At 71.4% G+C, this 25,199-nt stretch carries 25 protein-coding genes; 8 read left to right on the top strand and 17 right to left on the bottom strand.

All coding sequences use genetic code 11. The features are described 5' to 3' along the window. Positions 1-68 precede the first annotated feature (68 nt). A complete protein-coding gene (locus AB0C03_RS15230) occupies positions 69-1,631 on the top strand; it encodes an AMP-binding protein (protein ID WP_357637203.1) in 1,563 nt (520 codons plus the stop codon). 19 nt (positions 1,632-1,650) lie between these two features. On the opposite strand, the gene AB0C03_RS15235 is transcribed toward AB0C03_RS15230, so the two are convergent. From AB0C03_RS15235 to AB0C03_RS15255, 5 genes are all read right to left on the bottom strand, one after another. After that, a complete protein-coding gene (locus AB0C03_RS15235; RefSeq protein ID WP_357637206.1) occupies positions 1,651-2,436 on the bottom strand; it encodes a hypothetical protein in 786 nt (261 codons plus the stop codon). Further along, positions 2,429-2,950 (bottom strand): SigE family RNA polymerase sigma factor, encoded by a 522-nt coding sequence (locus AB0C03_RS15240; RefSeq protein ID WP_030332153.1) that lies wholly within the window; start codon positions 2,948-2,950, stop codon positions 2,429-2,431. Before AB0C03_RS15240 ends, AB0C03_RS15235 begins: the two co-directional genes overlap by 8 nt. A 61-nt stretch (positions 2,951-3,011) precedes the next feature. After that, the gene (purD, locus tag AB0C03_RS15245; protein WP_357637208.1) at positions 3,012-4,262 is read right to left on the bottom strand and encodes a phosphoribosylamine--glycine ligase; all 1,251 of its coding nucleotides are present in this window, start codon (positions 4,260-4,262) and stop codon (positions 3,012-3,014) included. Positions 4,263-4,345: 83 nt separating this feature from the next. Beyond that, entirely contained in the window at positions 4,346-5,281 is a 936-nt protein-coding gene (locus tag AB0C03_RS15250; protein WP_307857942.1) for a type IV toxin-antitoxin system AbiEi family antitoxin domain-containing protein, read from the bottom strand. Between the two features lie 164 nt (positions 5,282-5,445). Continuing rightward, positions 5,446-6,735, bottom strand: a complete 1,290-nt coding sequence (locus tag AB0C03_RS15255; RefSeq protein ID WP_357637211.1) for an adenylosuccinate synthase — start codon at positions 6,733-6,735, stop codon at positions 5,446-5,448. A 124-nt stretch (positions 6,736-6,859) separates the two neighbouring features. On the opposite strand from AB0C03_RS15255, the gene AB0C03_RS15260 reads away from it, so the two are divergent. Continuing rightward, positions 6,860-7,903, top strand: a complete 1,044-nt coding sequence (locus AB0C03_RS15260) for a diacylglycerol kinase family protein (protein WP_210866957.1) — start codon at positions 6,860-6,862, stop codon at positions 7,901-7,903. 91 nt (positions 7,904-7,994) lie between these two features. Next, positions 7,995-10,349: a chromosome partitioning protein gene (locus AB0C03_RS15265; protein ID WP_357637215.1), complete on the top strand. Its 2,355-nt coding sequence runs from the start codon at positions 7,995-7,997 to the stop codon at positions 10,347-10,349. A gap of 45 nt (positions 10,350-10,394) precedes the next feature. Here the strand turns inward: AB0C03_RS15265 and AB0C03_RS15270 are convergent, their stop codons facing one another. Continuing rightward, positions 10,395-10,823 carry a DUF3151 domain-containing protein gene (locus AB0C03_RS15270; RefSeq protein ID WP_030332142.1) on the bottom strand — a complete coding sequence of 143 codons (429 nt, stop codon included), beginning with the start codon at positions 10,821-10,823 and terminating at the stop codon, positions 10,395-10,397. A gap of 249 nt (positions 10,824-11,072) precedes the next feature. Between AB0C03_RS15270 and AB0C03_RS15275 the strand changes: the two genes are divergently transcribed. Further along, positions 11,073-12,266 (top strand): LOG family protein, encoded by a 1,194-nt coding sequence (locus tag AB0C03_RS15275; RefSeq protein WP_210866387.1) that lies wholly within the window; start codon positions 11,073-11,075, stop codon positions 12,264-12,266. A gap of 65 nt (positions 12,267-12,331) precedes the next feature. Here AB0C03_RS15275 and fbaA read toward each other — a convergent pair whose 3' ends face one another. Both fbaA and AB0C03_RS15285 read right to left on the bottom strand, forming a co-directional pair. Continuing rightward, positions 12,332-13,357 carry a class II fructose-bisphosphate aldolase gene (gene fbaA, locus AB0C03_RS15280; RefSeq protein WP_030332138.1) on the bottom strand — a complete coding sequence of 342 codons (1,026 nt, stop codon included), beginning with the start codon at positions 13,355-13,357 and terminating at the stop codon, positions 12,332-12,334. Positions 13,358-13,492: 135 nt separating this feature from the next. After that, positions 13,493-13,876: a phage holin family protein gene (locus tag AB0C03_RS15285; RefSeq protein WP_210860147.1), complete on the bottom strand. Its 384-nt coding sequence runs from the start codon at positions 13,874-13,876 to the stop codon at positions 13,493-13,495. A gap of 124 nt (positions 13,877-14,000) precedes the next feature. Here AB0C03_RS15285 and AB0C03_RS15290 point away from each other — a divergent pair, with 124 nt between their 5' ends. Together AB0C03_RS15290 and AB0C03_RS15295 are read left to right on the top strand one after the other, a co-directional pair. After that, entirely contained in the window at positions 14,001-14,213 is a 213-nt protein-coding gene (locus AB0C03_RS15290; protein WP_030332135.1) for a hypothetical protein, read from the top strand. 147 nt (positions 14,214-14,360) lie between these two features. Further along, positions 14,361-15,929, top strand: coding sequence for an LPXTG cell wall anchor domain-containing protein (locus tag AB0C03_RS15295; protein ID WP_357637221.1), 1,569 nt, complete (start codon positions 14,361-14,363; stop codon positions 15,927-15,929). Positions 15,930-16,004: 75 nt separating this feature from the next. Here AB0C03_RS15295 and AB0C03_RS15300 read toward each other — a convergent pair whose 3' ends face one another. Both AB0C03_RS15300 and AB0C03_RS15305 read right to left on the bottom strand, forming a co-directional pair. Further along, on the bottom strand, positions 16,005-17,066 hold the full coding sequence (locus tag AB0C03_RS15300; RefSeq protein WP_030332131.1) for an LCP family protein: 1,062 nt from the start codon (positions 17,064-17,066) through the stop codon (positions 16,005-16,007). A gap of 2 nt (positions 17,067-17,068) precedes the next feature. After that, a complete protein-coding gene (locus tag AB0C03_RS15305) occupies positions 17,069-17,548 on the bottom strand; it encodes a SigE family RNA polymerase sigma factor (protein WP_030332130.1) in 480 nt (159 codons plus the stop codon). 180 nt (positions 17,549-17,728) lie between these two features. On the opposite strand from AB0C03_RS15305, the gene AB0C03_RS15310 reads away from it, so the two are divergent. After that, positions 17,729-19,303: an LPXTG cell wall anchor domain-containing protein gene (locus AB0C03_RS15310; protein ID WP_030332128.1), complete on the top strand. Its 1,575-nt coding sequence runs from the start codon at positions 17,729-17,731 to the stop codon at positions 19,301-19,303. Between the two features lie 159 nt (positions 19,304-19,462). Further along, positions 19,463-20,284, top strand: coding sequence for a DedA family protein (locus AB0C03_RS15315; protein WP_030332126.1), 822 nt, complete (start codon positions 19,463-19,465; stop codon positions 20,282-20,284). A 166-nt stretch (positions 20,285-20,450) separates the two neighbouring features. Here the strand turns inward: AB0C03_RS15315 and AB0C03_RS15320 are convergent, their stop codons facing one another. The 7 genes from AB0C03_RS15320 to AB0C03_RS15350 all read right to left on the bottom strand — a co-directional run bounded on the left by AB0C03_RS15320 (position 20,451) and on the right by AB0C03_RS15350 (position 25,128). Then, positions 20,451-20,828, bottom strand: coding sequence for an ArsR/SmtB family transcription factor (locus AB0C03_RS15320; protein ID WP_030332125.1), 378 nt, complete (start codon positions 20,826-20,828; stop codon positions 20,451-20,453). Positions 20,829-20,885: 57 nt separating this feature from the next. Next, positions 20,886-21,425, bottom strand: coding sequence for an orotate phosphoribosyltransferase (gene pyrE, locus AB0C03_RS15325; protein WP_112586136.1), 540 nt, complete (start codon positions 21,423-21,425; stop codon positions 20,886-20,888). A gap of 169 nt (positions 21,426-21,594) precedes the next feature. Beyond that, the gene (locus AB0C03_RS15330) at positions 21,595-22,404 is read right to left on the bottom strand and encodes an SDR family NAD(P)-dependent oxidoreductase (RefSeq protein ID WP_210860001.1); all 810 of its coding nucleotides are present in this window, start codon (positions 22,402-22,404) and stop codon (positions 21,595-21,597) included. 10 nt (positions 22,405-22,414) lie between these two features. Beyond that, the gene (locus AB0C03_RS15335) at positions 22,415-23,056 is read right to left on the bottom strand and encodes a hypothetical protein (protein ID WP_030332119.1); all 642 of its coding nucleotides are present in this window, start codon (positions 23,054-23,056) and stop codon (positions 22,415-22,417) included. Positions 23,057-23,128: 72 nt separating this feature from the next. Beyond that, complete coding sequence (locus AB0C03_RS15340) at positions 23,129-23,878, bottom strand: hypothetical protein (protein WP_357637228.1); 750 nt, start codon at positions 23,876-23,878, stop codon at positions 23,129-23,131. A 136-nt stretch (positions 23,879-24,014) separates the two neighbouring features. After that, a complete protein-coding gene (locus AB0C03_RS15345) occupies positions 24,015-24,626 on the bottom strand; it encodes a DUF4178 domain-containing protein (RefSeq protein ID WP_210866383.1) in 612 nt (203 codons plus the stop codon). 121 nt (positions 24,627-24,747) lie between these two features. Beyond that, positions 24,748-25,128, bottom strand: coding sequence for a hypothetical protein (locus AB0C03_RS15350; protein WP_030332106.1), 381 nt, complete (start codon positions 25,126-25,128; stop codon positions 24,748-24,750). Positions 25,129-25,199: the final 71 nt, after the last annotated feature.

A 25,199-nucleotide genomic window follows, 5' to 3' on the forward strand; every position in this document is an offset into this window, starting at 1 on the left:
GAAAGAAGCCCTGATGGACGGGGTAGGCCGCTGCCCCGTCCGCGTACCACCCCAAGGAGGTCTGCGGCATGGACCTGCCGTTCATCGTCGCCACGCTGACCCGTCGTGGGCTGCTCACCCCCGGCAGCCCGATCCGGGTCGCCTCGCAGCTCAACGCGTTGCGGACGTGGGGGTGGAGCCTGGCAGGCGAGCTACGCCAAGCAGCCGCCCGGGACCCCGGCCGTCCAGCCGTCATCGACGAGGACGGCGTCGAGCTGACCTACCACGAACTGCTCGACCGGGCCGAACGGATGGCCCGCTCGATGCGGGCCGGGCTCGGCGTCCAGGCCGGCGACCGGATCGGCGTGCTCTGCCGCAACCACCACGGGCTGATCGAGACCATCGTCGCCGCCACCCTGCTCGGCGTCGACGCCGTGCTGGTCAACACCGGGCTCAGCGCCGCCCAACTGGGCACCGTCACCGAGGAACAGCGGCTGCGGCTGCTCGTGCACGACGACGAGTTCGCCGAGCGCGTCCTCGGCCTCCCCGCCGAACTGACCCGGCTCGACGAACGCGCCCGCGAGGAGTTGGTGGCCGGGGCGCTCCCGGGCGACCTGCACCCGCCGGAACGCGACGGCCGGATCATCGTGCTCACCTCCGGCACCACCGGCACGCCCAAGGGCGCCCGACGGCCCACGCCCGGCGGCTTCGGCCCGCTGGTGTCGATCATCGACCGCATCCCCCTGCACGCCCGGGACCGGGTGATGATCGCCGCGCCGATCTTCCACACCTGGGGATTCGCCGCCCTCCAGGTCTGTTTGGCGCTGCGGGCCACCATCGTGCTGCACCGTCGCTTCGACCCGACCGCCACGCTCGCCGCCCTGACCGCGCACCGGTGCAACGCGCTCTTCGCCGTACCGGTGATGCTGCAGCGACTGCTGGAGGTGCCCCCGCCGGACCCGCGCCCGCCACTCACCGTGGTCGCGGTCAGCGGCTCCGCCCTGCCCGGCGGGCTGGCCTCCACGTTCATGGACGTCTACGGAGACGTCATCTACAACCTCTACGGGTCCACCGAGGTCTCCTGGGCCTCCATCGCCGACCCCCGGGACCTGCGCCAGGCGCCCACCACCGCCGGTCGTCCACCGCACGGCACCAGACTGCAGATACTCGACGACGACGGCCAACCCGTGCCGGACGGACAGGTCGGGCGGATCTTCGTCGGCAACGAGATGCTCTTCGAGGGCTACACCTCCGGTGCCAACCGGGAAACCCGCGACGGCCTGCTCGACACCGGCGACCTCGGCCGGCTCACCGCCGACGGTCTGCTCTTCGTCGACGGCCGGGCCGACGACATGATCGTCTCCGGCGGCGAGAACGTCTTCCCGTCCGAGGTGGAGGACCTGCTCGCGCAACTGCCACAGGTCCGCGAGGCGGCAGTGATCGGCGTGCCCGACCCCGAGTACGGCCAGCGCCTCTCCGCGTTCCTCGCCCTGCACCCCGGGGAGACGCTCGACCCCGAGGCGGTACGCGAATACGTCAGGCACTTCCTGGCCCGGTTCAGCGTGCCCCGGGACGTGATCTTCGTGAAGTACCTGCCCCGCAACGCCACCGGGAAGGTGCTCACCCGGGAACTCCGCCGCTACTACGGCTGACGGTTGGGAGGCGCGTCGCTCACGGGTACAGGTTGAAACCCGGCCACCGGCCAATGGTCACCAGCTGATCCTCGGTTAGCAACAGCTGGTCCACGGACGCACCGGGTTGATCCAACTTGACCACCACCGTTGTCCCATCGGGACGCAGCACCGTCGCGGTAAGGGAGCTGGCACCCGCCGAGTCGGCATCGGTACCCGAGGCCGCCTCGGTCCCGTCCGGGAACCGCTCGACCGAACAGTCGTTACCGGACGGGCCGGCCCGGCATCCAAGAACCGCCCCGAGGGTCGGACGCATCCCGATGACCAGATCGCCCTGGTCATCACCCCTGGACAGCTTGACCGTCACCCCGTAGACGGACCCCGTTATCGTGCGCTCGTACGACAGCTGCGGCAGCGGACACCCGGGCACCCCCGAATCGACAGTCAGCTCACGAGGCAGGTTGACGCTCAGGGCGGTGCGCAGCGCCACGGTCAGTCGGACCACGGCGGCGGCCGGCGGCTCCGACGGGAACGGGTGCGCCGTGCCGTACCGCTCGAACGGCGGCTCGGACCCGCCGGCAGACGCGTTCGGCTGGGCACAAAGCGACGGGCCGGTGTTCGCCGTCGGCTCCCGCGCGTCCCGGTACGGTCCGGTGACCAGCGTCGACGTCAATGCGATCATCGCCACGGCAACCCCGGAGCCGGTCAACGCCCACGCCCGGTGCTGGCGGCGACGCCGGTCGGCCAGGATCAGTTCGTCCACGTCGATCCGAGTCGGCGGCGCCTGGGCGACCGCCGCACGCAGCTGGTCGTGAAGCTCATCCATCGTTGCGTACCTCCTCGACTCGATCCGGCATCGGGGCGAGGCGGGCTCTCATCGCCTCGATACCACGCGCCGACTGGCTCTTGACGGTGCCCGGAGTACAGCCGAGTTCCTGCGCGGTCTCCTCGACGGACAGGTCGCAGAAGTAGCGCAGCACGAGGACCGCACGGCGACGCGGCGGCAGCTCGGCCAGCAGAGCGAGGATGGTCAGGCGGTCCGCCGCGCCGTCGGTGCCAGTGGCCGCGACCGCGCTGTCCGGCACCTCGGCCCAGGCGGCCTCCCGCCGCCACGGCCGACGCCGCTCGTCCAGCCAGACCCGCAGCAGGGTCCGCCGGACGTACGCGTCCGGGTTGGCCATGACGGACACCCGCGACCAGTGCCGGAGCAACTTGACCAGCGCCGTCGACACCAGGTCGTCGGCCGTGTGCCAGTCACCGCAGAGCAGGTACGCCGTGCGGCGCAGCGGCTCCAGCCGCGCACCGACGTAGTCGCGGTAACCCTCGACATCGACCGGCATTCCGGCCACCCCCTCGTCTCACCGCTCAAACGGCGGCGGGGCGGCCGGGGGTTGCCCGGTTTCAGCCGGGAATCGTGATCCGGCCGTCGATGGCGGCGGCGGCAATGTCGGTGCGGTGCTGCGAGCCGGCCAACTCCACCCCGTCCACCAGCGCGTACGCGGCGTCGCGCGCGGCGGCCAGGTCGGCGCCGGTGGCCGTACCGCAGAGAACCCGGCCGCCGGCGGAGAGCAACGCCCCGTCGCTGGCCCGGCGGGTGGTGCCCGCGTGGATGATGCCCGGACCGTCCGCGCCGGTGATCACGTCGCCGGTTCGCGGCGCGGCCGGATAACCCGGCGAGGCCAGCACCACCGTCACGGCGCTGCCGTCCCGCCACCGCAGCGGCGGGTGCTCGGCCAACGTGCCGGTGGCCGCCGCGTGCAGCAGCCCGCCCAACGGCGTCTCCAGCAGCGCCAGCACCACCTGGGTCTCCGGGTCACCGAAACGCGCGTTGAACTCGATCACCCGAGGGCCGGCGGCGGTGATCGCCAACCCGACGTAGAGCAGACCGGCGAACGGAGTGCCCCGGCGGCGCATCTCCGCCAAGGTCGGGTGCACGACGTCGCGCATGACCTCGTCGACCAGGCCGGGCGGGGCCCAGGGCAGCGGTGCGTACGCGCCCATGCCGCCGGTGTTCGGCCCGGTGTCGCCGTCGCCGAGCCGCTTGAAGTCCTGTGCCGGCACCAGCGGCAGCGCCGCCTCGCCGTCGGTGACCACGAAGAGGCTGACCTCCGGGCCGTCGAGGAACTCCTCGACCACGACCCGGCCACACTCGTTGGCGTGTGCCAGCGCGGCGGCCCGGTCGTCGGTCACCACCACGCCCTTGCCGGCGGCGAGCCCGTCGTCCTTCACCACGTACGGCGCGCCGAACTCGTCCAGCGCCCGAGCGGTGCTCGCCTCGTCCGTGCAGACGAACGCCCGGGCGGTCGGCACACCGGCGGCGGTCATCACGTCCTTGGCGAACGCCTTGGAGCCCTCCAGCTGGGCCGCCGCGCCGGACGGACCGAACACGGCGATGCCCTTGGCGCGGACCGCATCGGCGACCCCGGCGACCAGCGGCGCCTCCGGCCCGATCACCACCAGGTCAGCCGCCGTCTCCACGGCCAGCGCCGCCACCGCGGCCGGGTCTGTCGCAGTGACCGTCCGCAGCTCGGCCACGCTCGCGATCCCCGGATTACCCGGTGCCGCAATCAGCGCCGAAACGCCCGCGTCCGCCGCCAACCCGAGCGCGAGCGCATGCTCCCGCCCACCGCCACCCACCAAAAGAACCCGCACGCCCGAGATCCTACTGTCCCCCGCCCCAGCCTAGTTGATCATGAGGTTGACGGGCCATCTGATGATCCACTGGCCGGTTAACCTCATGATCGACGGGCGTGAAGGGCTGCGATCGCTTGGCGGACCGTTTGGGGGATGTAGGTGGGGTGGAGGGTGTCCTGCCAGGTGAAACGGAGGATGGTCCATCCGGCGTTGACCAGGCGGTTCTGGCGACGGCGGTCGGCGTAGGCGGCCTCCGGGGTGCCGTGCGCGTCTCGGCCGTCCGCCTCGGCGATCAGCCTTGGACCGCGCCAGCCCAGGTCGCCGATGCCGAGCAGATAGCCGTCATCGTCACGCACTTCCAACTGCAGCGTGTCCGGTGGAACTCCCCCGTCGACGCATCGCAGTCGAGAGCGAGTCTCCAGCGGCGACTGTGCCCGGCCATCCGCCTCAGCTAGGTAGCCGCGTGCTGCGACCGCACCACGTCGGCCTCGAATCAGCGCTGGAATGGTTGCCAGGCATTCGGGCGTGAGTAGCCCCCGGTTGAGGGCGGAATCGAGCACCGAGACCGCCGAGTACCGGCACTCCCGCAGGATGATCTCGGACACGGTCAGCCGTGGCTCCGTAGCCGCGATTCCGTTCACCTGCACCACGGCGCCCAGAGGGTGTTCGAGTTGGTGCAGCACGATTGCAGGGTCCGACACCCGCGCCAGCTTCGCCGCCCTGCCCGGAAGCGCCGCGTGGATTTCGTCGCGACGCGGCAGACCGGCAATGCCGTGCAGCTCTGCCGCTGTACCGAACACCGCGTGAGCCTGCGGGCCCAACGAGAGCACAGCGGCGCGGATACGACACTGACGGTCCGGTGATTCGATGGAGCGGCTGCGGACCAGGTAGACCGCTCGTGCGAGTGGTCGCCACCGCCCGACGGTCACCAGATGGTCGATGTCGTGTCGACTGAAGCCGGCACGCAACGCCTGCGCTCGAGTGATCAAGCCATCCTGGTCGCCGGCGATGACGCGTACAAGGTCTGCACGATCCACGACGACCACGCTGGCCGTTCACCAGCCACCCGACCACCCCTGTGGATAACCCTGTGGACAAAACCCGCCAGCTCTCCCGTCGATCATGAGGTTAACGGGGCATTCGTAGATCGAACACTCCGTCAACCTCATGATCAACGCGCAGAAAGGGGGGTGGGGGTGGGTTAGGGGAGGAGGGGGTGGAGGTGGACGTTTTCTTCTCGGCCTGGGCCTACGCCTACGACGCTCACCCTGGTGTTGCAGAGTTCCTCGACCCGGGCGATGTAGCGGCGGGCGTTCTCCGGCAGGTCTTCGGCGGTGCGGGCCTTGGTGATGTCCTCCCACCAGCCGTCGAGCTCCTCGAAGACCGGCTTGGCGTGGTGGAAGTCCGTCTGGCTCATCGGCATGTCGTCGACCCGCACGCCGTTGATCTCGTAGCCGACGCAGATCGGCACCTTGGGCATGCCGGTGAGCACGTCCAGCTTGGTGATGACCAGATCGGTGACGCCGTTGAGGCGGCAGGCGTACCGGGCCACGACAGCGTCGAACCACCCGCACCGGCGCTCCCGCCCGGTGGTGGTGCCGTACTCCGCGCCGATCTTGCGCAGGTGGTCCCCGTTGGCGTCGAACAGCTCGGTCGGGAACGGCCCGGCACCGACCCGGGTGGTGTACGCCTTGCTCACCGCGATGACCTTGTTGATCGCGGTCGGCGGGATGCCCGCGCCCACGCAGGCGCCACCGGCGGTCGGGTTGGACGAGGTCACGAACGGGTAGGTGCCGTGGTCCATGTCGAGCATGGTGGCCTGGGCGCCCTCCAGCAGCACCGTCTCGCCCCGGTCCAGGGCGTCCCACAGCATCGCCCGGGTCTCCGCGATGTACGGCTTGAGCCGCTCCGCGTACTCCAGGTACTCCTCGACTGTCGCCTCGAGGTCGATCGCCTTGCGGTTGTAGACCTTGAACAGGATCTGGTTCTTCTCGCGCAGCGCGAGTTCCAGCTTCTTGCGCAGGATGCCCGGGTCGAGCAGGTCCTGGAGGCGGATGCCGATCCGGGCGACCTTGTCCCCGTACGCCGGGCCGATGCCACGGCCGGTGGTGCCGATCCGGGACGAGCCGAGGTAGCGCTCGATGACCCGGTCCAGCGCCCGGTGGTGCGGCATGATCAGGTGCGCGTCGCCGGAGATCCGCAGCCGGGACACGTCGACGCCGCGCTCGGCCAGGCCGTCGATCTCGGCGAGCAGCACCTTCGGGTCGACCACCACACCGTTGCCGATGATGATCATCGCGTCCGGTGAGAGCGCGCCGGACGGCATCAGGTGCAGCGCGTACTTCTGGCCGTCCGGGGTGATCACCGTGTGTCCGGCGTTGTTGCCGCCGGAGTAGCGCACGACGTAGTCGACCCGCTCACCCAGCAGGTCGGTAACCTTGCCCTTGCCCTCGTCGCCCCACTGAGCGCCGATGAGCACGATCGCTGGCATCTTTTCCGCCTCCAGAAGGCTCGGGTGCCAGGTGGCGACCGCTCGGCGAGCCCGGGGTGTCAGGTTAACAAGTAATGACGGCGTGGCCGGCAGGGGTCGCGTCGAGAGGCAGGAGGCTCCTTCCGTGTACGACGTGGTGCTGCTCACCCTCGGTTCGGAGCGGGACGCTCCCGGGGCCTGTGGCAGCGGCGGGGCCTGCTGTGGCGGCGCGACGGGGGCCGACACCGCCCCGACGGGCCAGACCGACGCCGGCCGGCCAAGCAGCGATCAGGCCGAAGCCGAAAAGTGCGCGACGGAACGGCCACGGGTGCCGGTGCTGGCCTGCGCCGACGCGCTGAACGCCCGGGGCGCCCGGGTGGAGACGATCACCGCCCGCTCCGACGCCGAGATCGACGCGGTGTTGGCCCGGTTCGACGGCCCCGCCCGCCCGGACGGCCTCACCTGGCCGGACCCGGACAGCAAGACCCGGCTGGTCGTCGCCACGGCCAGCGACGGGCAGTTGCGCGCCGTGCTGCGCCGGCTGGTCAAGCGGTACGCCCCGGCGCCCAGCAAGCGCCCGGCGGACCTGCCCGGCAACCGGACCCTGCCCGACCTGCCGCCGGTGGCCGTACTCCCGCTCGACCCGGCCCGTGGCGGCACCCACCGGGACCTGGCGGCGCAGCTCGGGCTGCCCCGTGACCCGGCGGCGGTGGCCGCCGCGGTGCTGGACGGCACGCCGCGCCGACTGGACCTGCTCCGCAACGACGGCGGCTCGGTGACCCTAGACGGCGCGCTGCTCGGCGCCGCCGACGACGCCGGCCGGCCGCTGCACTGGCGCGCCCGGGTGGAGGTCGACGACACCATTCTCACCGACGGCGCGGAACCGCTGCTGGCCTGCGCGGTCGGCAACGCCGGCGGGTACGCGACGCTCGACGACGTCACGCTGCTGACCGCGCCGGACCCGGCCGACGGCCAGGTCGAGGTCGCGGTGGCCGTGCCGGTTGTCGTCCGCTCGGCCTGGGGACGCAAGCGGGTACGCCTCGAAGTTCGGCGGGCCCGTGGACGGGCGGTGTCGGTGCTGCCCAGGGAGGGCAAGGTGCCGTACCTCGACGATGGTGTCGAGGGCGAACTGACCCGCAAGCGTTCCTGGTGGATCGAGCCGGGCGCCTGGGCGGTCTGGTCGAGCTGACCTCGACGCATCGACCGGCCGACCCGCCTGCGCCGATCGGCCCTGCCCGGTGAATGGGCCTATCCTCGCAGGAGGACTGGGGAGGGCCGTAATGGACGAGAACGCCGACCGGGCGCAGGTGCCCGGCCAGCAGCCGGCGCCGGAGCGGGACATCGAACCACTCTGGCCGCCGGATCCGGGCGACCGGGGCACCGCCCCGCCCTGGGCTGCGGTCGCCGAGCAACGGGGTGGGCCGTCGCCGGTCACAGCGCCGGTCACGCCACCGGTGGCCGCGCCTCCGATCGGGCGACCGCCGGTTCCCGGCCAGCCCGGCGCCCCGGCCCAGTCACCGCCCTCGCCGTCGGACTACCCGTCGCTCACCGGCGCCGTCCCGGCCCCCGGCTGGGGGCCCGACGGCCCGTCCGGCGTCGGGTCGGGTTGGGCGCCGGCGCAGCCGAGCTGGCCACCGGCGACCGATCCGGCCGCCGTGCCCCCGCCGCCAGCGACCGGTGGCCAGCCGACACCGCCGGCACCCGGCCCCGGAAGCAACGGCGGGTCAGGTGACGTCGGCCTGCCCGCGACCGCTGCCGCTGCGGTTCCGAACGTCGCCCCCGCGCCGGGGGACGGCCGACCCGCCCCGCACGACGTGGCCGGTGCCGCGCCCGACGTGGCCAGCCGGGCCGGGGAGGCGCACGTACCGCCCGGCGACCGGGCTCCGACCGCCGCTCCGGTCGCGCCGGGGGGTGTCGACCTGGACCTGCCCTTCACCCTGGATCGCCCCGCAGCCACCGACCCCACCGCGGCGACCACCGAGCGGGCCGTCCCCGCCGCCACCGCGTCCGCCGGCAGCCCGAACACCACCGGCAGCCCGAGCAACACCGGCAGCCCGAGCACCACCGGCCCAGCGCCGGCAGCCCCCTCGGCCGCTGGCAGCGCAGCGGCCGGACCGACACCACAGCCCGACGGACCGACAGCGCACCCCAATACGCCGGCCGCGCAGGCAGGTGGACCGGCACCGCAGGCAGGTGGACCGGCACCGCAGGCCGGCGGGCCCGGTGCAGACGGGCCCGCCGACGGGCCGGGGCGGCCGATCGCCGAGTCGCCGTGGGCGTATCCGCCGCAACGCCCGGCTGGAGCGGCATCCGCCCAGGACGAGGCCAGCGGGACGCCTCCGATTCCGCCCCCGCCTCCCGTCGTCCCGTACGTCGGTCCCGCGCAGGCGCACCCGGGGCAGCCGCCCGTCCCCGGGCAGACCGGCTCGGCGCAGATTCCGCCGCCGCCCGACGTGACGCAGTTCAGCTACCCGCCGCCCGGCCCTCCCGCGCCGCCGCCCGTCGCGTCACAGGCCGGGCCGGCGACCCCACCGCCGGGACCGTTCCCGCCCTCGCCGGGTTGGTACCCACCGCCCTGGCAGCAGGGTTCACCCGCCGGTACGCCGGGGCAGCCGTACCAGGAGGCCGACGGGGTGACCCGGGTGCCGGCACCGGGGTACCCGGACGCGACGGCGTACCCGGACGCGAGCTGGACACCGGAGGACACCGCCGCGCCGACCGCCGAGGACTTCGCCCGCCGCCGCCAGGTCCGACCCGCCGACCCGGTGGCGACCATGGGTGTACGCGCGGTGGTCAACAAGATGGGCCTGCTCCGGCTCGCCCCGGGCCGGCACGAGCAGGAGCTCAAGCGGGACATCGAGATGGTGCGCCGCAACTTCGGCGGTCTGCGGCAGGTGACGGTCGTCAACCCGAAGGGTGGCGCGGGCAAGACGGTGGCGATCCTGCTGCTCGCGATGACGTTCGGTCAGAAGCGTGGCGGCTACGTGCTGGCCTGGGACAACAACGAGACCCAGGGCACCCTGGGGATGCGCGCCCAGCAGGACTTCCACTCCCGCACGGTGCGGGACATGCTGCGTGACCTCGGGCAGTTCCAGGGCGCACACGGGCGGGTGGGTGACCTGTCGCAGTACGTGCGTTCCCAGGGCGAGGGGATGTTCGACGTACTGGCCTCGGACGAGTCGGCCACCGGTGGCGAGATGTTGACCGCCGCCGCGTTCGCCGAGATCCGTGAGGTGGTCAGCCGGTTCTACAAGTTGATCTTCGTGGACACCGGGAACAACGTCCGGGCGCAGAACTGGCAGGCGTCGATGGACGCCACGGACCAGTTGGTGGTCACGATGTCGGCTCGCAACGACTCCGCCGAGACGGCGGCCCGGATGCTCGACCACCTGGAGCAGAGCGGCCGGCAACGGCTGGTCCGGCAGGCCGTGACGGTGGTGTCGATGCCGCCGTCCCGCAAGGAGATCGACCTGCCGGCCATCCAGGAGCACTTCGCGGCCCGCACCCGGGCGGTGCTGCTGGCCCCGTACGAGCGACTCATCGACAGTGGCGAGCCGATCCGGTACGGCGGGCTCTCCTCGGCCACCCGGGACGCCTGGCTGAAGATCGCCGCCGCGGTCGCCGAAGGGCTGTGACCCGCCGACGGCCGGCCCGATGTCGGGCCGGCCGTCGGGGTGGGGTCAGTTGCTCGCGAGCGCGTCCGCCGCTTCCGGGTCGCAGTCACGCAGGAACTGGGCACAGCGGGCCGCCTCGTCGGCCTCGCCGATCTCGTCGGCCGCCCGGGACAGCACGTACAGGCAGCGGAGGAAACCCTGGTTGGGCTCGTGCGACCACGGCACCGGGCCGTGCCCCTTCCACCCACTGCGGCGCAGCTGGTCGAGGCCCCGGTGGTAGCCGGTGCGGGCGTACGCGTACGCCGTCACCACCTGGCCCTGCGTGAAGGCCCGCGCCGCCAGCTCCGCCCAGGCGGCGCTGTAGGTCGGGAAGCCGGCCGCCACGTCGGCGTACGCCTCATCGGTGCCGGCCTCGTTGGCGGCGGCCAGGGCGGCGTCGGCCTCGTCGTTCACGGGCAGGCGGGTGGCCGGTGGCTCTGGCAAAAGGTTCTGCATCGCCCCATTCAACCCGCTGGACAGGGCGACACGCGAGCGGGTCGGCCGACGTGTTCCGCTGAACGGCTGAGGAGTTGGTCACGCCTGCGGCCTATGCCGCCGCCTGGTGTTTTCCATTACAACTAATGGTCCGGAGCCTCCCCAGGAACCGGTTATGCAGGAGCCCGGTGGCCACGACCGCCGGGCTCCTGTCGGTTCCGCCCCCGGCCCGAGGTTTGACCTGCCCCGGCGGAGGGGCAGGATGGCCCGGTGCCGACCCCACCTCCCGCAGACGTCATCGAGCCGCACCTGCACGCCGGCGAGATCCAGACCCGGGCCGAGTTCGACCAGCAGCTGACCACCGGTCGGCTGACCGGGCTGACCGTGCAGGGTCTGCGGCTCGACCTCGCGCCGGTGCCCGACCTGACCGGTGTCGACGTCACCGGCACCCTCTTCGTCGGTTGCCGGTTCGCGGCCCGGGACGTGGGCGCCGACCTGGTCCGGCGCGGCGCGAACGTGGTGCCGCCGTTCTCCGGGTTGCCGTACCCGACCCAGCCGACCCACCTCTACACCCCGGAGGAGCTGGCCGCCGGGTTCGCCGAGGGCGGGTTCACCGGGATGTACGACACCCGGGTGTACGACCACTACCGGGCGCACGGCGGCGCGCTGCCGGACGTCAGGGAGGCGCTGGGTCAGCGGCTGCACGACCACGGCGTGGACAACGCGCTGGCCGACGCCACCCGGGTCTGGTTGGCCGCGTACGGGCCGCAGTCGGTGGTGGGCATCATGGGTGGCCACGCGGTGCGGCGCGGCAGTCCCGCGTACCGGATGGCGGCCGTGCTGGGTTGGGAGCTGGCGCGGGCCGACCGGCTGGTGGTGACCGGCGGCGGCCCCGGGGTGATGGAGGCCGCGAACCTCGGCGCCTACCTGGCGGACCAGCCGGCGGCCGAGGTCACGGCGGCGATCGACCTGTTGGCCACCGCCCCGGACTTCACCGACCACCACCGGTACACGGCCACGGCGTTGACGGTCCGGCAACGGTACGCGGGGGTGCCCCGGCAGCGTGGCGCCGAGCTGGGCTGGGCGCGGGCGGGCGGGCTGGCCATTCCAACCTGGCTGTACGGGCACGAGCCGGCGAACCTGTTCGCGGGGCGGATCGCCAAGTACTTCTCGAACGCGATCCGGGAGGACACCATCCTGCGCCTCGCCCGGGGTGGCATCGTCTTCGCGCCGGGGCGGGCGGGCACCGTGCAGGAGGTGTTCCAGGCGGCCACGAAGACCTACTACGGCACCGACGGGGCCAGCGGGGCGTACATCTTCCTGGACCGCGACTACTGGACCCGGGAGTTGCCGGTGGAGGCGCTGCTGCGCCCGCTGCTGGCCGCGTCCCCGTTCGGTGACCTGTCGTCGACGATCCACCTGACCGATGACGTTCGCGAGGCCGTACGCCTGCTGACGACCTGACGACCTGACGACCTGACGACGACGGCCGGCCCCCGTGCGGGGAGCCGGCCGTGGGTGGGACGTCGTTACTTGGTCATCGTGGTGCCGGTGGAGCGCAGGTGCTCGCACGCCTCGACGACCCGGGCGGCCAGGCCGGCCTCGGCGGCCTTGCCCCAGGCGCGCGGGTCGTACTGCTTCTTGTTGCCGACCTCGCCGTCGATCTTCAGCACGCCGTCGTAGTTGCGGAGCATGTGGTCCGCGACGGGGCGGGTGAAGGCGTACTGGGTGTCGGTGTCGATGTTCATCTTCACCACGCCGTAGTCCAGCGCCTCGCGGATCTCGCTCAGCAGGGAGCCCGAGCCGCCGTGGAAGACCAGGCTGAGCGGCTTGTCCTTGCCGTACTTGGCGCCGACGGCGTCCTGGATCTGCTTGAGGATCTCCGGACGGAGCTTGACGTTGCCCGGCTTGTAGACGCCGTGCACGTTGCCGAAGGTCAGCGCCGCCATGTAGCGGCCCTTCTCGCCGAGGCCGAGCGCCTCGACCATGGCCAGGCCGTCCTCGGTGGTGGTGTAGAGCTTGTCGTTGATGGCGTTCTCGACGCCGTCCTCCTCGCCACCGACGACGCCGACCTCGATCTCAAGGACGATCTTGGCCTTGGCGGCCTCGTCGAGCAGCTGGGCGGCGATCTCCAGGTTCTCCGCGACCGGCACGGCCGAGCCGTCCCACATGTGCGACTGGTAGAGCGGCTGCTCGCCGCGCTTCACCCGCTCCTGCGAGATGCCCATCAGCGGACGGACGAACCCGTCCAGCTTGTCCTTCGGGCAGTGGTCGGTGTGCAGGGCGATGTTGACCGAGTACTTCTTGGCCACCTCGTGCGCGTACGCGGCGAACGCGACGGCACCGGTGACCATGTCCTTGATCGAGGGGCCGGAGAGGTACTCGGCGCCACCGGTGGAGACCTGGATGATGCCGTCGCTCTCCGCGTCGGCGAAGCCCTTGAGCGCCGCGTTCAGCGTCTGGGAGGAGGTCACGTTGATCGCGGGGTACGCGTACCGGCCAGCCTTGGCGCGGTCCAGCATCTCCGCGTAAGCCTCGGGGGAAGCGATGGGCATGTGATGCGCTCCTTACTTACCACTCTCGGCCGTGCTGGCCGCTGTTCTTCATTTGTGCGCCGGACCGCGCTGTCCTCCGCCGGAAGTATCCCGTAGGTGAGGTGCGCCGGAACAACCGACCCGGGTGCTAGCCGTTCACCGGCGGCCCGGGTTGTCCGGCACGATGACGCTGATCAACCAGGTCACCACTGTCATCACGATGGCTCCCCAGAACGCCGCCCAGAATCCGTCCACCTGGAACGGCAGGTCCAGCCCGCGGGCGATCCGGTCGGTGAGCAGGAACAGCAACGCGTTGACCACCAGCGCGAACAGGCCCAGGGTCAGCAGGTAGAACACGCAGCCGACAACCCGGATCACCGGTTTGAGCACCGCGTTGATCACGCCGAAGATCAGCGCCACCACGATCAGGGTGAGGGCGGTGTTGCCACCCGATCGGGCGTGCACGTCCACCCCGGGCACGATCAGCGTGGTTATCCACAACGCGACAGCGGTGATCGCCAGTCTGATGAGGAAGCCCACGGCACCATCCTGGCATCGGGTCACGTCGCCGAGGGCTGATTCGGCCTACTCCGCTTCCGGGCGGTACGCCCGCCCAGCCCGTACGGTGGGTGGGAACCGTGCCCCGAGACCCCCGGGAGGGACGATGGGTCAGCCCGATGAGGACTTCACCCCCGGCGACCACCTCGCAGCCGACGAACGCGACCCGGAGGCCGATCCGGCGGACGCGGTCGAGCAGGCCACCGTCGCCGGCCCCGCCGACACCGACGGTGAGCCGCACCGCGGCCTGGAGGTCGACGACTGGGACGCGATGGAGCAGGCCCGGGTGGTCACCGGGGACGAGGACGACTACCGCTGATCCCGCCACCGGGACGGCTGCCCGTTGCGCCAGAGGATGCTCAACCGTTCGGGCCGTTCGACAAATATCGATCCCAAAGGGTTACCGGAGGAGCTGAGGCTCCCTAGGTTGGACGAGCGCCATAGCCATCCCCACGGGAGGACCCCCATGCTCAAGCACTGGCTCCGCTGGCTGACCGGGCTCGGCGCCGCCGGCGCGTTGGTCGCTGCCTCCGCCACGCCCGCCGTCGCCGCGGCCCCGATCGCGCCCTACTTCCAGGACACCACACTGGCCGTCGGTTCGGAGCCGGCCACCCGCGCCCTGCTCCTGTACGCCAACGAGCCGACGACCCTGTCCAAGGTCTCCGTCCGGTACGACTATCGCTCCCTGGCCAACAAGATCACCGTCGTCTCCGAGGAGGACGGCCAGCGGTGCACCGCCCCGGAGCCGGGCGTTCTCGTCTGCGAGGAGCCCTTCGACGTCGTCCTCTACGAGGAGCCGCCGCTCGGCAGCGGGATCTACCGCAACGGGCTCAAGCGGGTGCGCATCGGCCTCACCGAGGATGCGCAGCCCGGTGACTCCGGGGACGTCGTGGTCAGTTTCCAGGCGGCCGGCGGGCGCAGCGGCAGCTACACCTCGCGCGTCCGGGTCGGCGAGGGCGTCGACCTGGCCGGCGGGCCGTTCACCACCGCCTCGGCCAAGCCGGGTGGGAAGTTCTCGGTGCCGCTGGTCGTGGCCAACGCCGGCGACCGGACGGTCGAGGGGTTCGTCGCGGTCTTCGACCTCGCCTACTCGATCCGGACCACTGACCGGTTCAGCAACTGCCGCTACGCCGACGACCACCTGGTCTCCTGTCAGTTCGACGAGGAGATCCCGGTGGGCACCGGGCTGGCCGCCACGCTGAAACTCGAACTCGCCAGGGACACCTATGCCCCCACCAACCAGTCCGGCTACGCCCAGTTCATGACGGTGGCCGACTTCGAGGACCTGACCAAGGTGCGGAAAGCAGTCGGCGCCCGGGCGGCCACCCCCGGCAGCGGCCCGAAGCTGACCCTGGCCAAGACGTCCGGCGCCACCCGGCAGGCCGACCAGACCGACGTCAACCCGGGCAACGACTACACCGGGTGGACCATCAAGGCCACCGGCACGAACGGCACCGACCTCGCGGCGATCGGGGCCGCGCTCAAGGGCACGGCCGGCACCGTCGTCACGGCCACCGTCGGCTTCCGGAACAACGGCCCGGCGACGCTCGACAATGTGAGCGAGGAGTACGAGGCCGCCACCCACACCGACGTCGAGCTGCCGCCGGGCACCTCCGCCGTCGAGGTTCCCAAGAACTGCTGGTTGCGGCAGGACAGCACCCGCACGTACCTGTGCGCGTCGGAGATGCTCCTGGTGGCCGGGAAGACCTACACCATGGCGTTCCGGCTGCGCATCGACAAGGTCATCCCCAACGCCCGGGGCGCGGTACGGGTCAACGCGCCGTGCGAATGCCCCGCCGGTGGCGGCTTCAAGGCCGACATCAAACCGGCCAACGACAAGGCCGCCATCGTGGTCAACGCGGCCCAGAGCGGCGGCGGTCAGGACGACGGCGATGGCGGCGGTGGCGGCGGCGGTTCGCTGCCCATCACCGGCGCCCCCACCAACCTGATCGCCGGCCTCGGCGTCCTGCTGCTCGTCACCGGTGCGGGCAGCTACCTGATCGCCCGCCGCCGGAACAGCCGCTTCGTCGCCTGACCCACCCCGCACGACCGGTGCCCCGCCGTCCCGTACCCGGCCGGCGGGGCACCGTCGCGAACGCCCCGTCCCCCGTCACCGAACGGGGTTGACCCGCTCCGGGTGCTGGGCCACCCACTGCGCCAACCGGTCCTCGGCCAGCGCGGCGAGAAACGCCTTGCCCAGCTTCGGGTCCAGCGGCAGCAGCGTACGGTCGTCCACCGGCTCGCCGACCGGGAGGCTGAGCCCCACCGGGTCGACGCTGTCCATCTCGGGTAGCACCGCCACCAGCCTGGTCAGCGGCAGGCCGTCGTCGTCGACCGCCAGACCCTTACCGGGGGCCGACAGCAGCCCGGCGAGCCGCACCGGGTTGCTCAGCACGTCCTTAGCGGACACCGCTCGGATCAGACCGGCGACATAGCGCTGGGCGTTACGGTCCCGGTCGAACGCGCCGTCGGGAAGGTCCCGCCGTTGCCGCAGCAGGTCGACCGAGGCAGCGCCGTCGAGCCGCTGACAGCCGGCCGGGAAGGTCCGACGGGTGTGCCAGGACTCGACCTCCTTCGGCAGGCAGACCTGCACCCCGTCGACCGCGTCGGTGATCCGGCGCAGCCCCGCGAAGGTCAGCACCGCGCCGGCGTCGACGCGTACCCCGGTCAGGTCGGCGACCACCCGGCGGGTCAGGTCGTAGCCGGCGTCCAGGTCGGGCCGGGGCTCGCCGGCACCGGTGAAGAACGCGCTGTTGAGCTTGTCGACCCCCCGGCCGGGGATCGACACCCCCAGGTCGCGCGGCAACGAGATGAGGTACGGCCGGCTCCGGTCGGCCGGGATGTGCACCAGCAGGACGGAGTCCGCCAACCGGTACGACGGTTGCTCACCGAAGCCGTCGACCCCGAGCAGCAGGACGTTCAGCGCCTCGGACGGCGTGCCAGCCGGTTGACCGGACAGCGACGGGCCGTCGACCGGCCGGTCGGGGCGCAGTTGCGGCACCCCGACTCCGAGCGCGGCGAGCAGGGCGAGCGTGACACCGGCGGCCTGGAACCGCTGCCGGCGGCGACGGCGGGTAGCGGCGAGCCGGTCGATCGACGCCCGCAGTGGGCCGGTCGACGGGGTCAACGGTTCGTGCCGAACGAACGCGGCACGCAGGTCATCCTCGATCATGGTCACGCCTCCACGTACTCGGCCCGGAGCGTCGCCAGGGCCCGGGAGATGGACGAACGAACGGTCCCGACGGCACAGCCGAGGATGTCGGCGATCTCCATGTCGGGCAGGTCCTCGTAGTAACGCAGCACCAGAGCGGCCCGCTGCCGGCGTGGCAGCCGAGACAGCCAGGACCAGATCTGATCCCGGTCCACGGCGGACTGGGCATGGTCGGTGAGCGCCGGCACCGACGCGTCGGGTTCCCCGCGCAGCAGCACCCGGCGAACCCACGAGCCGCGCCGCCAGTCGACGTACTGGTTGGTGAGCATCCGGCGCACGTACCGCTCCGGCGAGTCCGCGCGGGCGACCCGACGCCAGTTGAGCTGGACCCGGACCATGGTTTCCTGAACCAGGTCCTGGGCCTGGTGCGGGTCACCGGTCAGCATCACCGCATACCGCAGCAGCGGGGCCAGCCGCGTGTCCGCGAACTCCTCGTACGTCACTGCACCTCCCGGGGGCTCCTGTCACAGATGACGGGAGCGGACCGACCGAACATTGCGGTGACTCTGATCAACCTTTTGGCTCGTCTTAGGCAATGGGCGGCTCCACGGGGTGCAGTGAGCCTGAGCGATTCCTTAAGATCCGCAGGCTCCACCTGATCCCCCAACTGGAGGAACCCCCTCATGCTCACCCACTCCACCCGGCGTTGGCTGGCCGGGCTGGGCGTCGCAGGCGCGTTCGTCGCCGCCTCCGCCACCCCCGCCTTCGCCGCCCCTGCGGCCGAGTTCGACCTGTACTTCCAGGACGTCACCGTCGCCGCCGACTCTGCTGGCGTCGTCCGGTCTCCGTCCCTGTACAGCAGCGAGTCCACGGTGCTCAACGAGGTCTCGGTGCGTTACGACTACAGCAGCCTCGCCGGCAAGATCACGCTGGCGGGCGAGAGCGGCAACGACTGCGCCGCCGACGGCGATGGCGTACTTCTCTGCCGCGAACAGGTCCCGGTGACCATTGACGAGCTGTTCGGCGGCTTCTTCGGCGAGGTCGTCATCGCGCCGACCGACAAGGCGACGAACGGCGACACCGGCGAGCTGAAGATCAGCCTCAAGGCCGCCGGTAAGGACATCGCCAGCTACACCTCCCGGGTCCGGGTCGGCGAGGGCGTCGACCTGCAGGGCGGGCCGGACACCACGGTGACGGCGGCACCCGGCGGCAAGTTCCAGGCCCCGGTGACGGTGTTCAATGTCGGCACGACCGAGGTCGATGGTGTCGTGGCCATGTTCGACACCGACTACGGCATCCGGACCAAGGAGCGGTTCGACAACTGCCTCTACGCCGAGGACTTCCTCTTCGCCTGCATCTTCGATGAGAAGATCCCGGCCTCCGCTGGCGCGACGGCCACCTTCAACTACGAGCTGGCCACCGACACCTACGCGCCGGGTCGCGAAAACAGCTACGCCTGGTTCATGACCCCGGCCGACTTCGAGGACCTCCTCGCGATCCGCGACGAGGCCGGCGCGGAGAAGGCCCGCCGCGGCAACGGCAAGACGCTGTCGCTGAAGGCGGTCTCCGCCGCTCGCGCGGCCCGTGCCGTGCAGACCGACACCGAACCCAACAACAACTTCAGCGGGCTGGCTGTCGACGTCACCGGCAAGAACGGGGCCGACCTGGAAGCCGTCGGTGCCACGCTCAACGGCAAGAAGGGCGCCGAGCTGACCGCTGCCCTCGGTTTCCGCAACAACGGTCCGGCAACGCTGGACTACCTCCGCAGCGAGGCCAACGTGACGTACGTCGACGTGACGGTGCCGACCGGCACCACCGCCATCGCGGTGCCGATGGAGTGCGCGCCGCGGACCGGTAACGACGTTGAGTGGCCGGAGGCGGGCAGCCCCGGCGCCGGCGAGTACCGCTGCTACCCGGGCCCGTTCGCACCTGCGGGCGAGACGCTGGCCGGTGAGTTCACGTTCCGGATCGACAAGGTGATCACCAACGCCACCGGCACCGTCAAGGTCAACGTGCCGTGCGAGTGCGAGGGCGGCTTCTACGACGATCTGAAGCCGGCCAACGACGTCGCCAAGATCCTGGTGAACGCGGCCGGCGGCACGGGCGGTGGCGACGGTGACGGCGACGGCGACGGTGGTTCGCTGCCGATCACCGGCCAGTCCACCGGCCTGATCGCCGGCCTCGGCGCGCTGCTGCTCGCCGCGGGCGTCGGCGGCTACCTGGTGGCCAAGCGCCGCCGGACCCGCTTCGTCGCCTGATCCACCCCGCGGCACCGGTGCCCCGTCGACCACCACGTTCGGCGGGGCACCGTCGTTGCACCCCACGACGCCGGGACGCTGCCGCCCGCGCCGTACGGCGCGGGCGGGTGGTGAGGGGCCGGTCCGGCGCGGCCGGGGCCCCGGGCTTCGGTACCCTTTGTGGCCGTGGACACAGCTGAGAAGACCCGCGCTCTCGTGGAGAGCGTCGCCCTGAACCCGCTCGATCCCAAGGATCTGTTGCAGACCTTCGGACTGATCGGCGTGTGGGTGATCCTCTTCGCCGAGACCGGCCTGCTGGTGGGCTTCTTCTTCCCGGGTGACTCGCTGCTGTTCCTCGCCGGGGTCGCCTCGTCACCGGTCGCGGACGCGATCTTCGGCGACGGCACCCGCCTCTCCCTTGCCGGCCTGCTGATCGGTGGCCCGATCTGCGCGATCGTCGGCGCCCAGCTGGGGCACTGGCTCGGCGCGCGGTACGGCCGGCCGATGTTCGAACGGCCGAACTCGCGGCTCTTCAAGAAGGAGTACGTGGAGAAGGCCGAGTACTACTTCCAGAAGTTCGGCCCGGCTAAGGCGGTGGTGCTGGCGCGCTTCATTCCGATCGTCCGGACGTTCCTCAACCCGGTCGCGGGCGCGCTCGGCATGCCGGCCAAGAAGTTCCTGCTGTGGAACATCGTCGGCGCGGTGCTCTGGGTGGACGGCATCCTGCTGATCGGCTACCTGCTGGCCGAGCAGATCTACCAGGCCATCGGCGACAAGATCGACCACTACATCCTGCCGGTGGTCGCCCTGATCATCCTGATCTCGGTGCTGCCGATCTTCTTCGAGTTCCTTCGCGACCGGCGGGCTCGCAAGCGCGGCGAGGCGGTCGCGATGGTCGCGGCGGCCAGTGCCGCCGGAGCGGTGGAGGCGGCCCGCGAGGCGTTCGACCACGACCGGCACCCGCACGGCCAGCAGCGCCCGGAGCACGGTCAGGACCGCTGAGGGGTACGACGACGGCCGGCCCCCTGGCGAGGGGGTCGGCCGTCAGCGTGTCGAACCCGGCCTCCGGCGGTGCGACCGGGGACGAGCAGGTGTCAACCACCGGTGGCGCCACCCCTGGCTCGCCACCGGACGCCGCCCCGGCTCGGGGCGGCGTGTGATGCCTACGTCAGCGAGCCTTCTTGGTGGCTCGCTTACGCGGCGGGGTCAGCAGGTCGGCGATCGTCGCGATCGCACTCGGGACCAGGCTGTAGTACGCCCAGACACCGCGCTTCTCCCGCTGCAACAAGCCGGCCTCGGTGAGGATACGCAGGTGATGACTGACCGTCGGCTGAGAGAGGCCGAGCGGTGCGGTCAGGTCACAGACGCACGCCTCGCCCTCGGGGGCCGACTGGATCAGGCTGAGCAGCCGCAACCGAGCAGGGTCAGCAAGGGCCTTGAGGACCCCGGCCAGACGCTCGGCATCGGCACGTTCGATCGGCTCGCCGTTTAGCGGCGAGATCTGAGGCATAGTCATTTCGGCCAACGCAGTTCCCACGTATTCCATCCTTCCACCAGCAGCATCGATCCGCCTGCATATCAGCAGATCCGAATCGGCAGACTTTTACGCCACAAGGCCGAGGTCAGCCAACGTATAGGCCGCCCGGTACGGCAATCCGGCGGCTCGCACCGCGTCGCCGGCGCCTCGATCAACAATAACCACCACACCCACGACTTCCGCCCCGGCCTCGCGAAGCGCCTCGACAGCGGTCAAAACACTTCCGCCCGTCGTGGAGGTGTCCTCCACCGCCAACACGCGGCGGCCGGCCACCTCGGGCCCCTCGATCCGCCGCTGAAGACCGTGGGCCTTGCCCGCCTTGCGCACCACAAAGGCGTCCAGGGCCCGGCCGGTCGGAGCGGCGGCGTGCAGCATCGAGAGGGCGACCGGGTCCGCACCAAGGGTGAGGCCCCCGACCGCGTCGAACTCCCAGTCGGCGGTGAGGTCCAGCAACACCCGGCCGACCAGAGGAGCGGCCCGGTGATGGAGCGTGACGCGCCGCAGATCCACGTACCAGTCTGCCTCGCGCCCCGACGAGAGCACGACCCGGCCATGGACCACAGCCAGGTCGGTAATGAATTTACGCAGGTCGTCGTGGTCCCCCATGGCGATAGAGGTTACTGCGCAACTCTGAACGCCGTGTGCGGGGTCCACCCTGATCAGCCCCGGGGGGAACCGATGACTGGCGATGTTCGACTACGCTCAGCGACTGGTCTGACAGCGGCGCGCCAACGCCGTCCCGCCGCCGGCTCGGGGCCGACGGGCCTGTCGAAGCTCAGCGCTCGTCGCGACCGATCCGGCCGCGGGTGTCCCGGGCGACCGCCTGGAGCAGTCGGCGCGGCGCGTGTCGCATACCGGCGACGACCACCTTGTACTTCCACGCCGGGATGCTGACCATCTTGCCTTTGCGCAGGTCACGCAAGGCTTCGTCGACCACATCCTCGGCTCGCAGCCACAGCCACTCCGGCGTCTTGGACATGTTGATGCCGGCCCGCTGGTGGAATTCCGTGCGGGTGTAGCCGGGGCAGAGAGCCATCACCTGAACGCCGAACGGCCGCGTCGACTGGCCGACGGACTCGCTGAAGTTGGTCACCCACGCCTTGCTGGCCGAGTAGGTCGAGCCGGGCATGGCCGTACCGAAACCGGCGACCGAAGAGACATTTATCACTGCCCCATTTCGCCGTTCGGTCATCGGTCGAACCGCCGCGAGGGTCAACCGCATGACCGCGTGCACGTTGAGGCGCAACAGTCGTGCCTCGTCCTCGGCCGTGGAACGCAGGAACGGTTTGTTCAGGCTGATGCCCGCATTGTTGACCAGCAGGTGCACCGGGCTGCCCTCGGCGAGCCGCCGCTCCACCGTCGCACATCCGTCGTCGGTGGACAGATCGGCCGGGATCGTCTCCACCTCGCGGCCGTACGCGGAACCCAACTCGGTGGCCAGCTCACTCAACCGCGCCTCGTCTCGGGCAACCAGCACCAGGTGCCAGCCGTCGGCGGCCAGTCGCCGGGTGAACGCCGCGCCGATGCCGGCGGTGGCCCCGGTGATCAGGGCTCGCCGCTCGGCGGTGGTGGGGTCGAGCGTCACGTGGCGGTCCTCACCTGGGCGGGAACGGGGGCGCGGGCTGGTGCGGGGCGGGCGTGAACGTGGGCGGTGCGGTTGGCGTGGCCGAGCGGTGGCGGCCGAACCAGCTGTTCGTTGCGGGCAGCGCCAGCAGCGTAGCTACTACAAGGTAACCGAGCCCCTGTGCGACGGAAAGCCCGGCGTTGAGCGGAATCCACCAGGACGGGTACGCGTCGCCGATCAGGCCCAGCAACTCGGCGAGAGCCTGCTCGCCCGAGCCCAGCCGCAGTGGCGCGGCCCGTTCGCCGACGACCACCGCCACGCTGCAACAGCCGGCGAGCAGGCCGAGCCCGCTGACCACCCACGTCGCCACCCGCACGCCGTTGCGACCGGCCAGCAGCCCGAGGGCCAGGCCGGCGAGCAGCGGCGCGGAGAGCACCGCCACCACCGCCGACAGCACCATGGAGGCGCGGAGCAGGGTCACCACGTCGTCGATCTGCTCCGGGCTCGCCGACGTGTTGCCGGCGGCGGAACGGAACGCGTCGACCGTCGCGCCCAGCACCACCAGATCGACCACGGCGTACGCGAGCGCGGCGACCGCCATCACCAACAGCACGGACGCGGCCGACAGGACGGCGGCGGGCCGGCGGGCCGGTGGCGAATCCGGGTACGACACGACGAATCCCTCCGGTAGGCGTCGGGTTGCAACCTACTCGGAGGGATCGTCGGCGTCGTGCTTATCGAGCCGTCAGCTCGTCGACGGCGGGGTTGACCCGGGCCGGTCCGTGGGCGGCGTGTCGTCCGGCCGGTCCGTGGGCGGCGTCGCGTCCGGCCGGTCCGCTGCCGGCGGCGGGTAGCTCGGCTCCCCACTCGACGGATAGCCCGGCTCGCCGGAGGCCTGCGGGTAGCCGGGCTGACCCGGCGCCTGCGGGTAGCCCGGGTAGCTGGCACCCGGGGTCGGCGGCTCCCAGGCCGCGGTGGGCTTGCGGAAGAACTCGTTCGCCTTCGGCAGCGCCAGCAGGATCAGCGCGGTGAGCAGCGCGATCAGGCTGAGCACGCTGAGCAGGAGGCTGACCGGGGTGGCCCAGGAGGGCAGGGCCTCCTCCAGGCGGCGCTGGAGCTCCTCGGGGCTGGGCCCGTCGCCGCCGGTCCCGCCACCGGCGTTGAGACCGCCGGCCGCGTTGCTGAGCAGGCCACCGCCGACGCAGCAGACCATGATGCCGCCGACGATCCAGGTGGTGATCCGGGCGCCGTTGCGGCCCTGGTTGTTGAAGAGGGCCAGCACGCCCAACACGACCGCGAGCAGCAGCAGCACGACGCTGCCGCCGATGCCGATCACGGCGAAGACGTCGGCCACCTGGTCGGCGCCCTCGGCGGTGCTGTCCGCATACGCGTCACGAATCGCGTCCCGCGTCTTGCCGAAGGTGCTGAGCGTGATGATCAGGCTGATCACCTGGAGTGCCAGGAACAGGAAGAGCAGGTAACTGGAAATCGACACAATGGATGGCCGCTGACGGGCCGGTGTGCGCTGGGAATCGACCACGATTCTCCTTCCCTAAGATCGCGCCCACACCGTATCGACAACCGGCCAGTTCGGCATGTCGCGACGAGCCCGGCGCGCCCACCGGTCCAGCTCAGCGGAGCTCGGGTGTGGGGTGGATCGTCAGGTCGGCGGGCCCGAGCAGGTCACCGCGGGAAACCCGCCAGCCCTCTTCGCCGTACGCCTCGAAGGAGAGCCGCGCGGCGCCACCGGACTGGTAGTCGTGGTAGCGCATAGTGCCGGTCGACGGCAGCTCGGTCTCGCCCGTGGCGGTGTATCGCGCCTGCCCGGTCTCGGCCCAGGTGAAGCGCCGCCCGCCGAGTTCGATGGTCGGGGCGCCCGGCGTGACGGTGGCACTCGGTTCGGCGGTCCAGAACACCAGCTCGAGTTCGGGGCCGTCCTCCACGGAGAGCCGGTGGCGGGTGCCGGATCCGTCGTCGAGCAGGTGCTGCACCCAGCTCCAGTCACCCTCGACCAGGCGGATGGTGGCGCTCACCGCGTACTCCCGCTCGCGGATCCGCACGCGGTCCCCGGGGGTCAGGCGGAGCGGGCCACCGCGCGGCGACTGCGCCGGGCCGCCCGCTGACCGGACGGACGGCGGCAGGCCGCCGGGCCGGGTTGTCCGGCGGGCCCGCGCGACGAACAGGAGCACGGTCACCACGAGCACGGCAAGCGCCGCCGCCAGGTACGTCACCAGCGCGTTCACCCGACTACCTCCCCAGGTTCGTCGGCGCAGACGGTAACAACCTTCGGCACCAGCGGGACCCGTACCGTGACCGACAGCTCAGCTACCGACGGCACCGGTGCCGCCGCCTGCTGCGCATGGCTCAGGCGGCGGCGAGCCGCCGGCTGGCGTAGGTGCCCAGGGTTTCGCGGTCCATGACGCAGCCGACGAAGGTGGTGAACTCGCTCGGGTCGTCCCGCAGCGACGTCCACGCCGCTCGGGCCGCCGCCGGGTCGACACGCTCCAGCAGCGTGGCCGCGTACGCCCGGCCAGCGGGTGTGCCGTCGGCAAGCACCCGGTCGAGTTGGCGGCGGACCTCCTCGGGGTGGTCGTCGAGGGCCGCCGACACCCGCTCGTACGCCTCCGTCACCGGCAACAACGTGCCGGCGAGGCCAACTCCCCCGAAGGCGAGCGTGTCAGCCGCCGCCAACTCGTCGGCGGCCGCACCAAGGTCCCGCTCCCACTTCCTACCAATCCCAAACATGCCCCACCCCTTTCCCCGTCCACCCCCGCCCCACCCTGTTGATCAAGAGGTTTGCGTCATGCGAAGACGCG

Source organism: Micromonospora parva (assembly GCF_040649675.1).
Classification (GTDB): Bacteria; Actinomycetota; Actinomycetes; order Mycobacteriales; family Micromonosporaceae; genus Micromonospora; species Micromonospora parva.

Coding starts and splice junctions, on each gene's coding strand:
- AB0C03_RS15230 (WP_357637203.1), top strand. CDS start 69: ATGGACCTGCCGTTCATCGTCGCCACGCTGACCCGTCGTGGGCTGCTC.
- AB0C03_RS15235 (WP_357637206.1), bottom strand. CDS start 2,436: ATGGATGAGCTTCACGACCAGCTGCGTGCGGCGGTCGCCCAGGCGCCG.
- AB0C03_RS15240 (WP_030332153.1), bottom strand. CDS start 2,950: ATGCCGGTCGATGTCGAGGGTTACCGCGACTACGTCGGTGCGCGGCTG.
- AB0C03_RS15255 (WP_357637211.1), bottom strand. CDS start 6,735: ATGCCAGCGATCGTGCTCATCGGCGCTCAGTGGGGCGACGAGGGCAAG.
- AB0C03_RS15265 (WP_357637215.1), top strand. CDS start 7,995: ATGGACGAGAACGCCGACCGGGCGCAGGTGCCCGGCCAGCAGCCGGCG.
- AB0C03_RS15270 (WP_030332142.1), bottom strand. CDS start 10,823: ATGCAGAACCTTTTGCCAGAGCCACCGGCCACCCGCCTGCCCGTGAAC.
- fbaA (WP_030332138.1), bottom strand. CDS start 13,357: ATGCCCATCGCTTCCCCCGAGGCTTACGCGGAGATGCTGGACCGCGCC.
- AB0C03_RS15290 (WP_030332135.1), top strand. CDS start 14,001: ATGGGTCAGCCCGATGAGGACTTCACCCCCGGCGACCACCTCGCAGCC.
- AB0C03_RS15295 (WP_357637221.1), top strand. CDS start 14,361: ATGCTCAAGCACTGGCTCCGCTGGCTGACCGGGCTCGGCGCCGCCGGC.
- AB0C03_RS15300 (WP_030332131.1), bottom strand. CDS start 17,066: ATGATCGAGGATGACCTGCGTGCCGCGTTCGTTCGGCACGAACCGTTG.
- AB0C03_RS15310 (WP_030332128.1), top strand. CDS start 17,729: ATGCTCACCCACTCCACCCGGCGTTGGCTGGCCGGGCTGGGCGTCGCA.
- AB0C03_RS15320 (WP_030332125.1), bottom strand. CDS start 20,828: ATGGAATACGTGGGAACTGCGTTGGCCGAAATGACTATGCCTCAGATC.
- pyrE (WP_112586136.1), bottom strand. CDS start 21,425: ATGGGGGACCACGACGACCTGCGTAAATTCATTACCGACCTGGCTGTG.
- AB0C03_RS15350 (WP_030332106.1), bottom strand. CDS start 25,128: ATGTTTGGGATTGGTAGGAAGTGGGAGCGGGACCTTGGTGCGGCCGCC.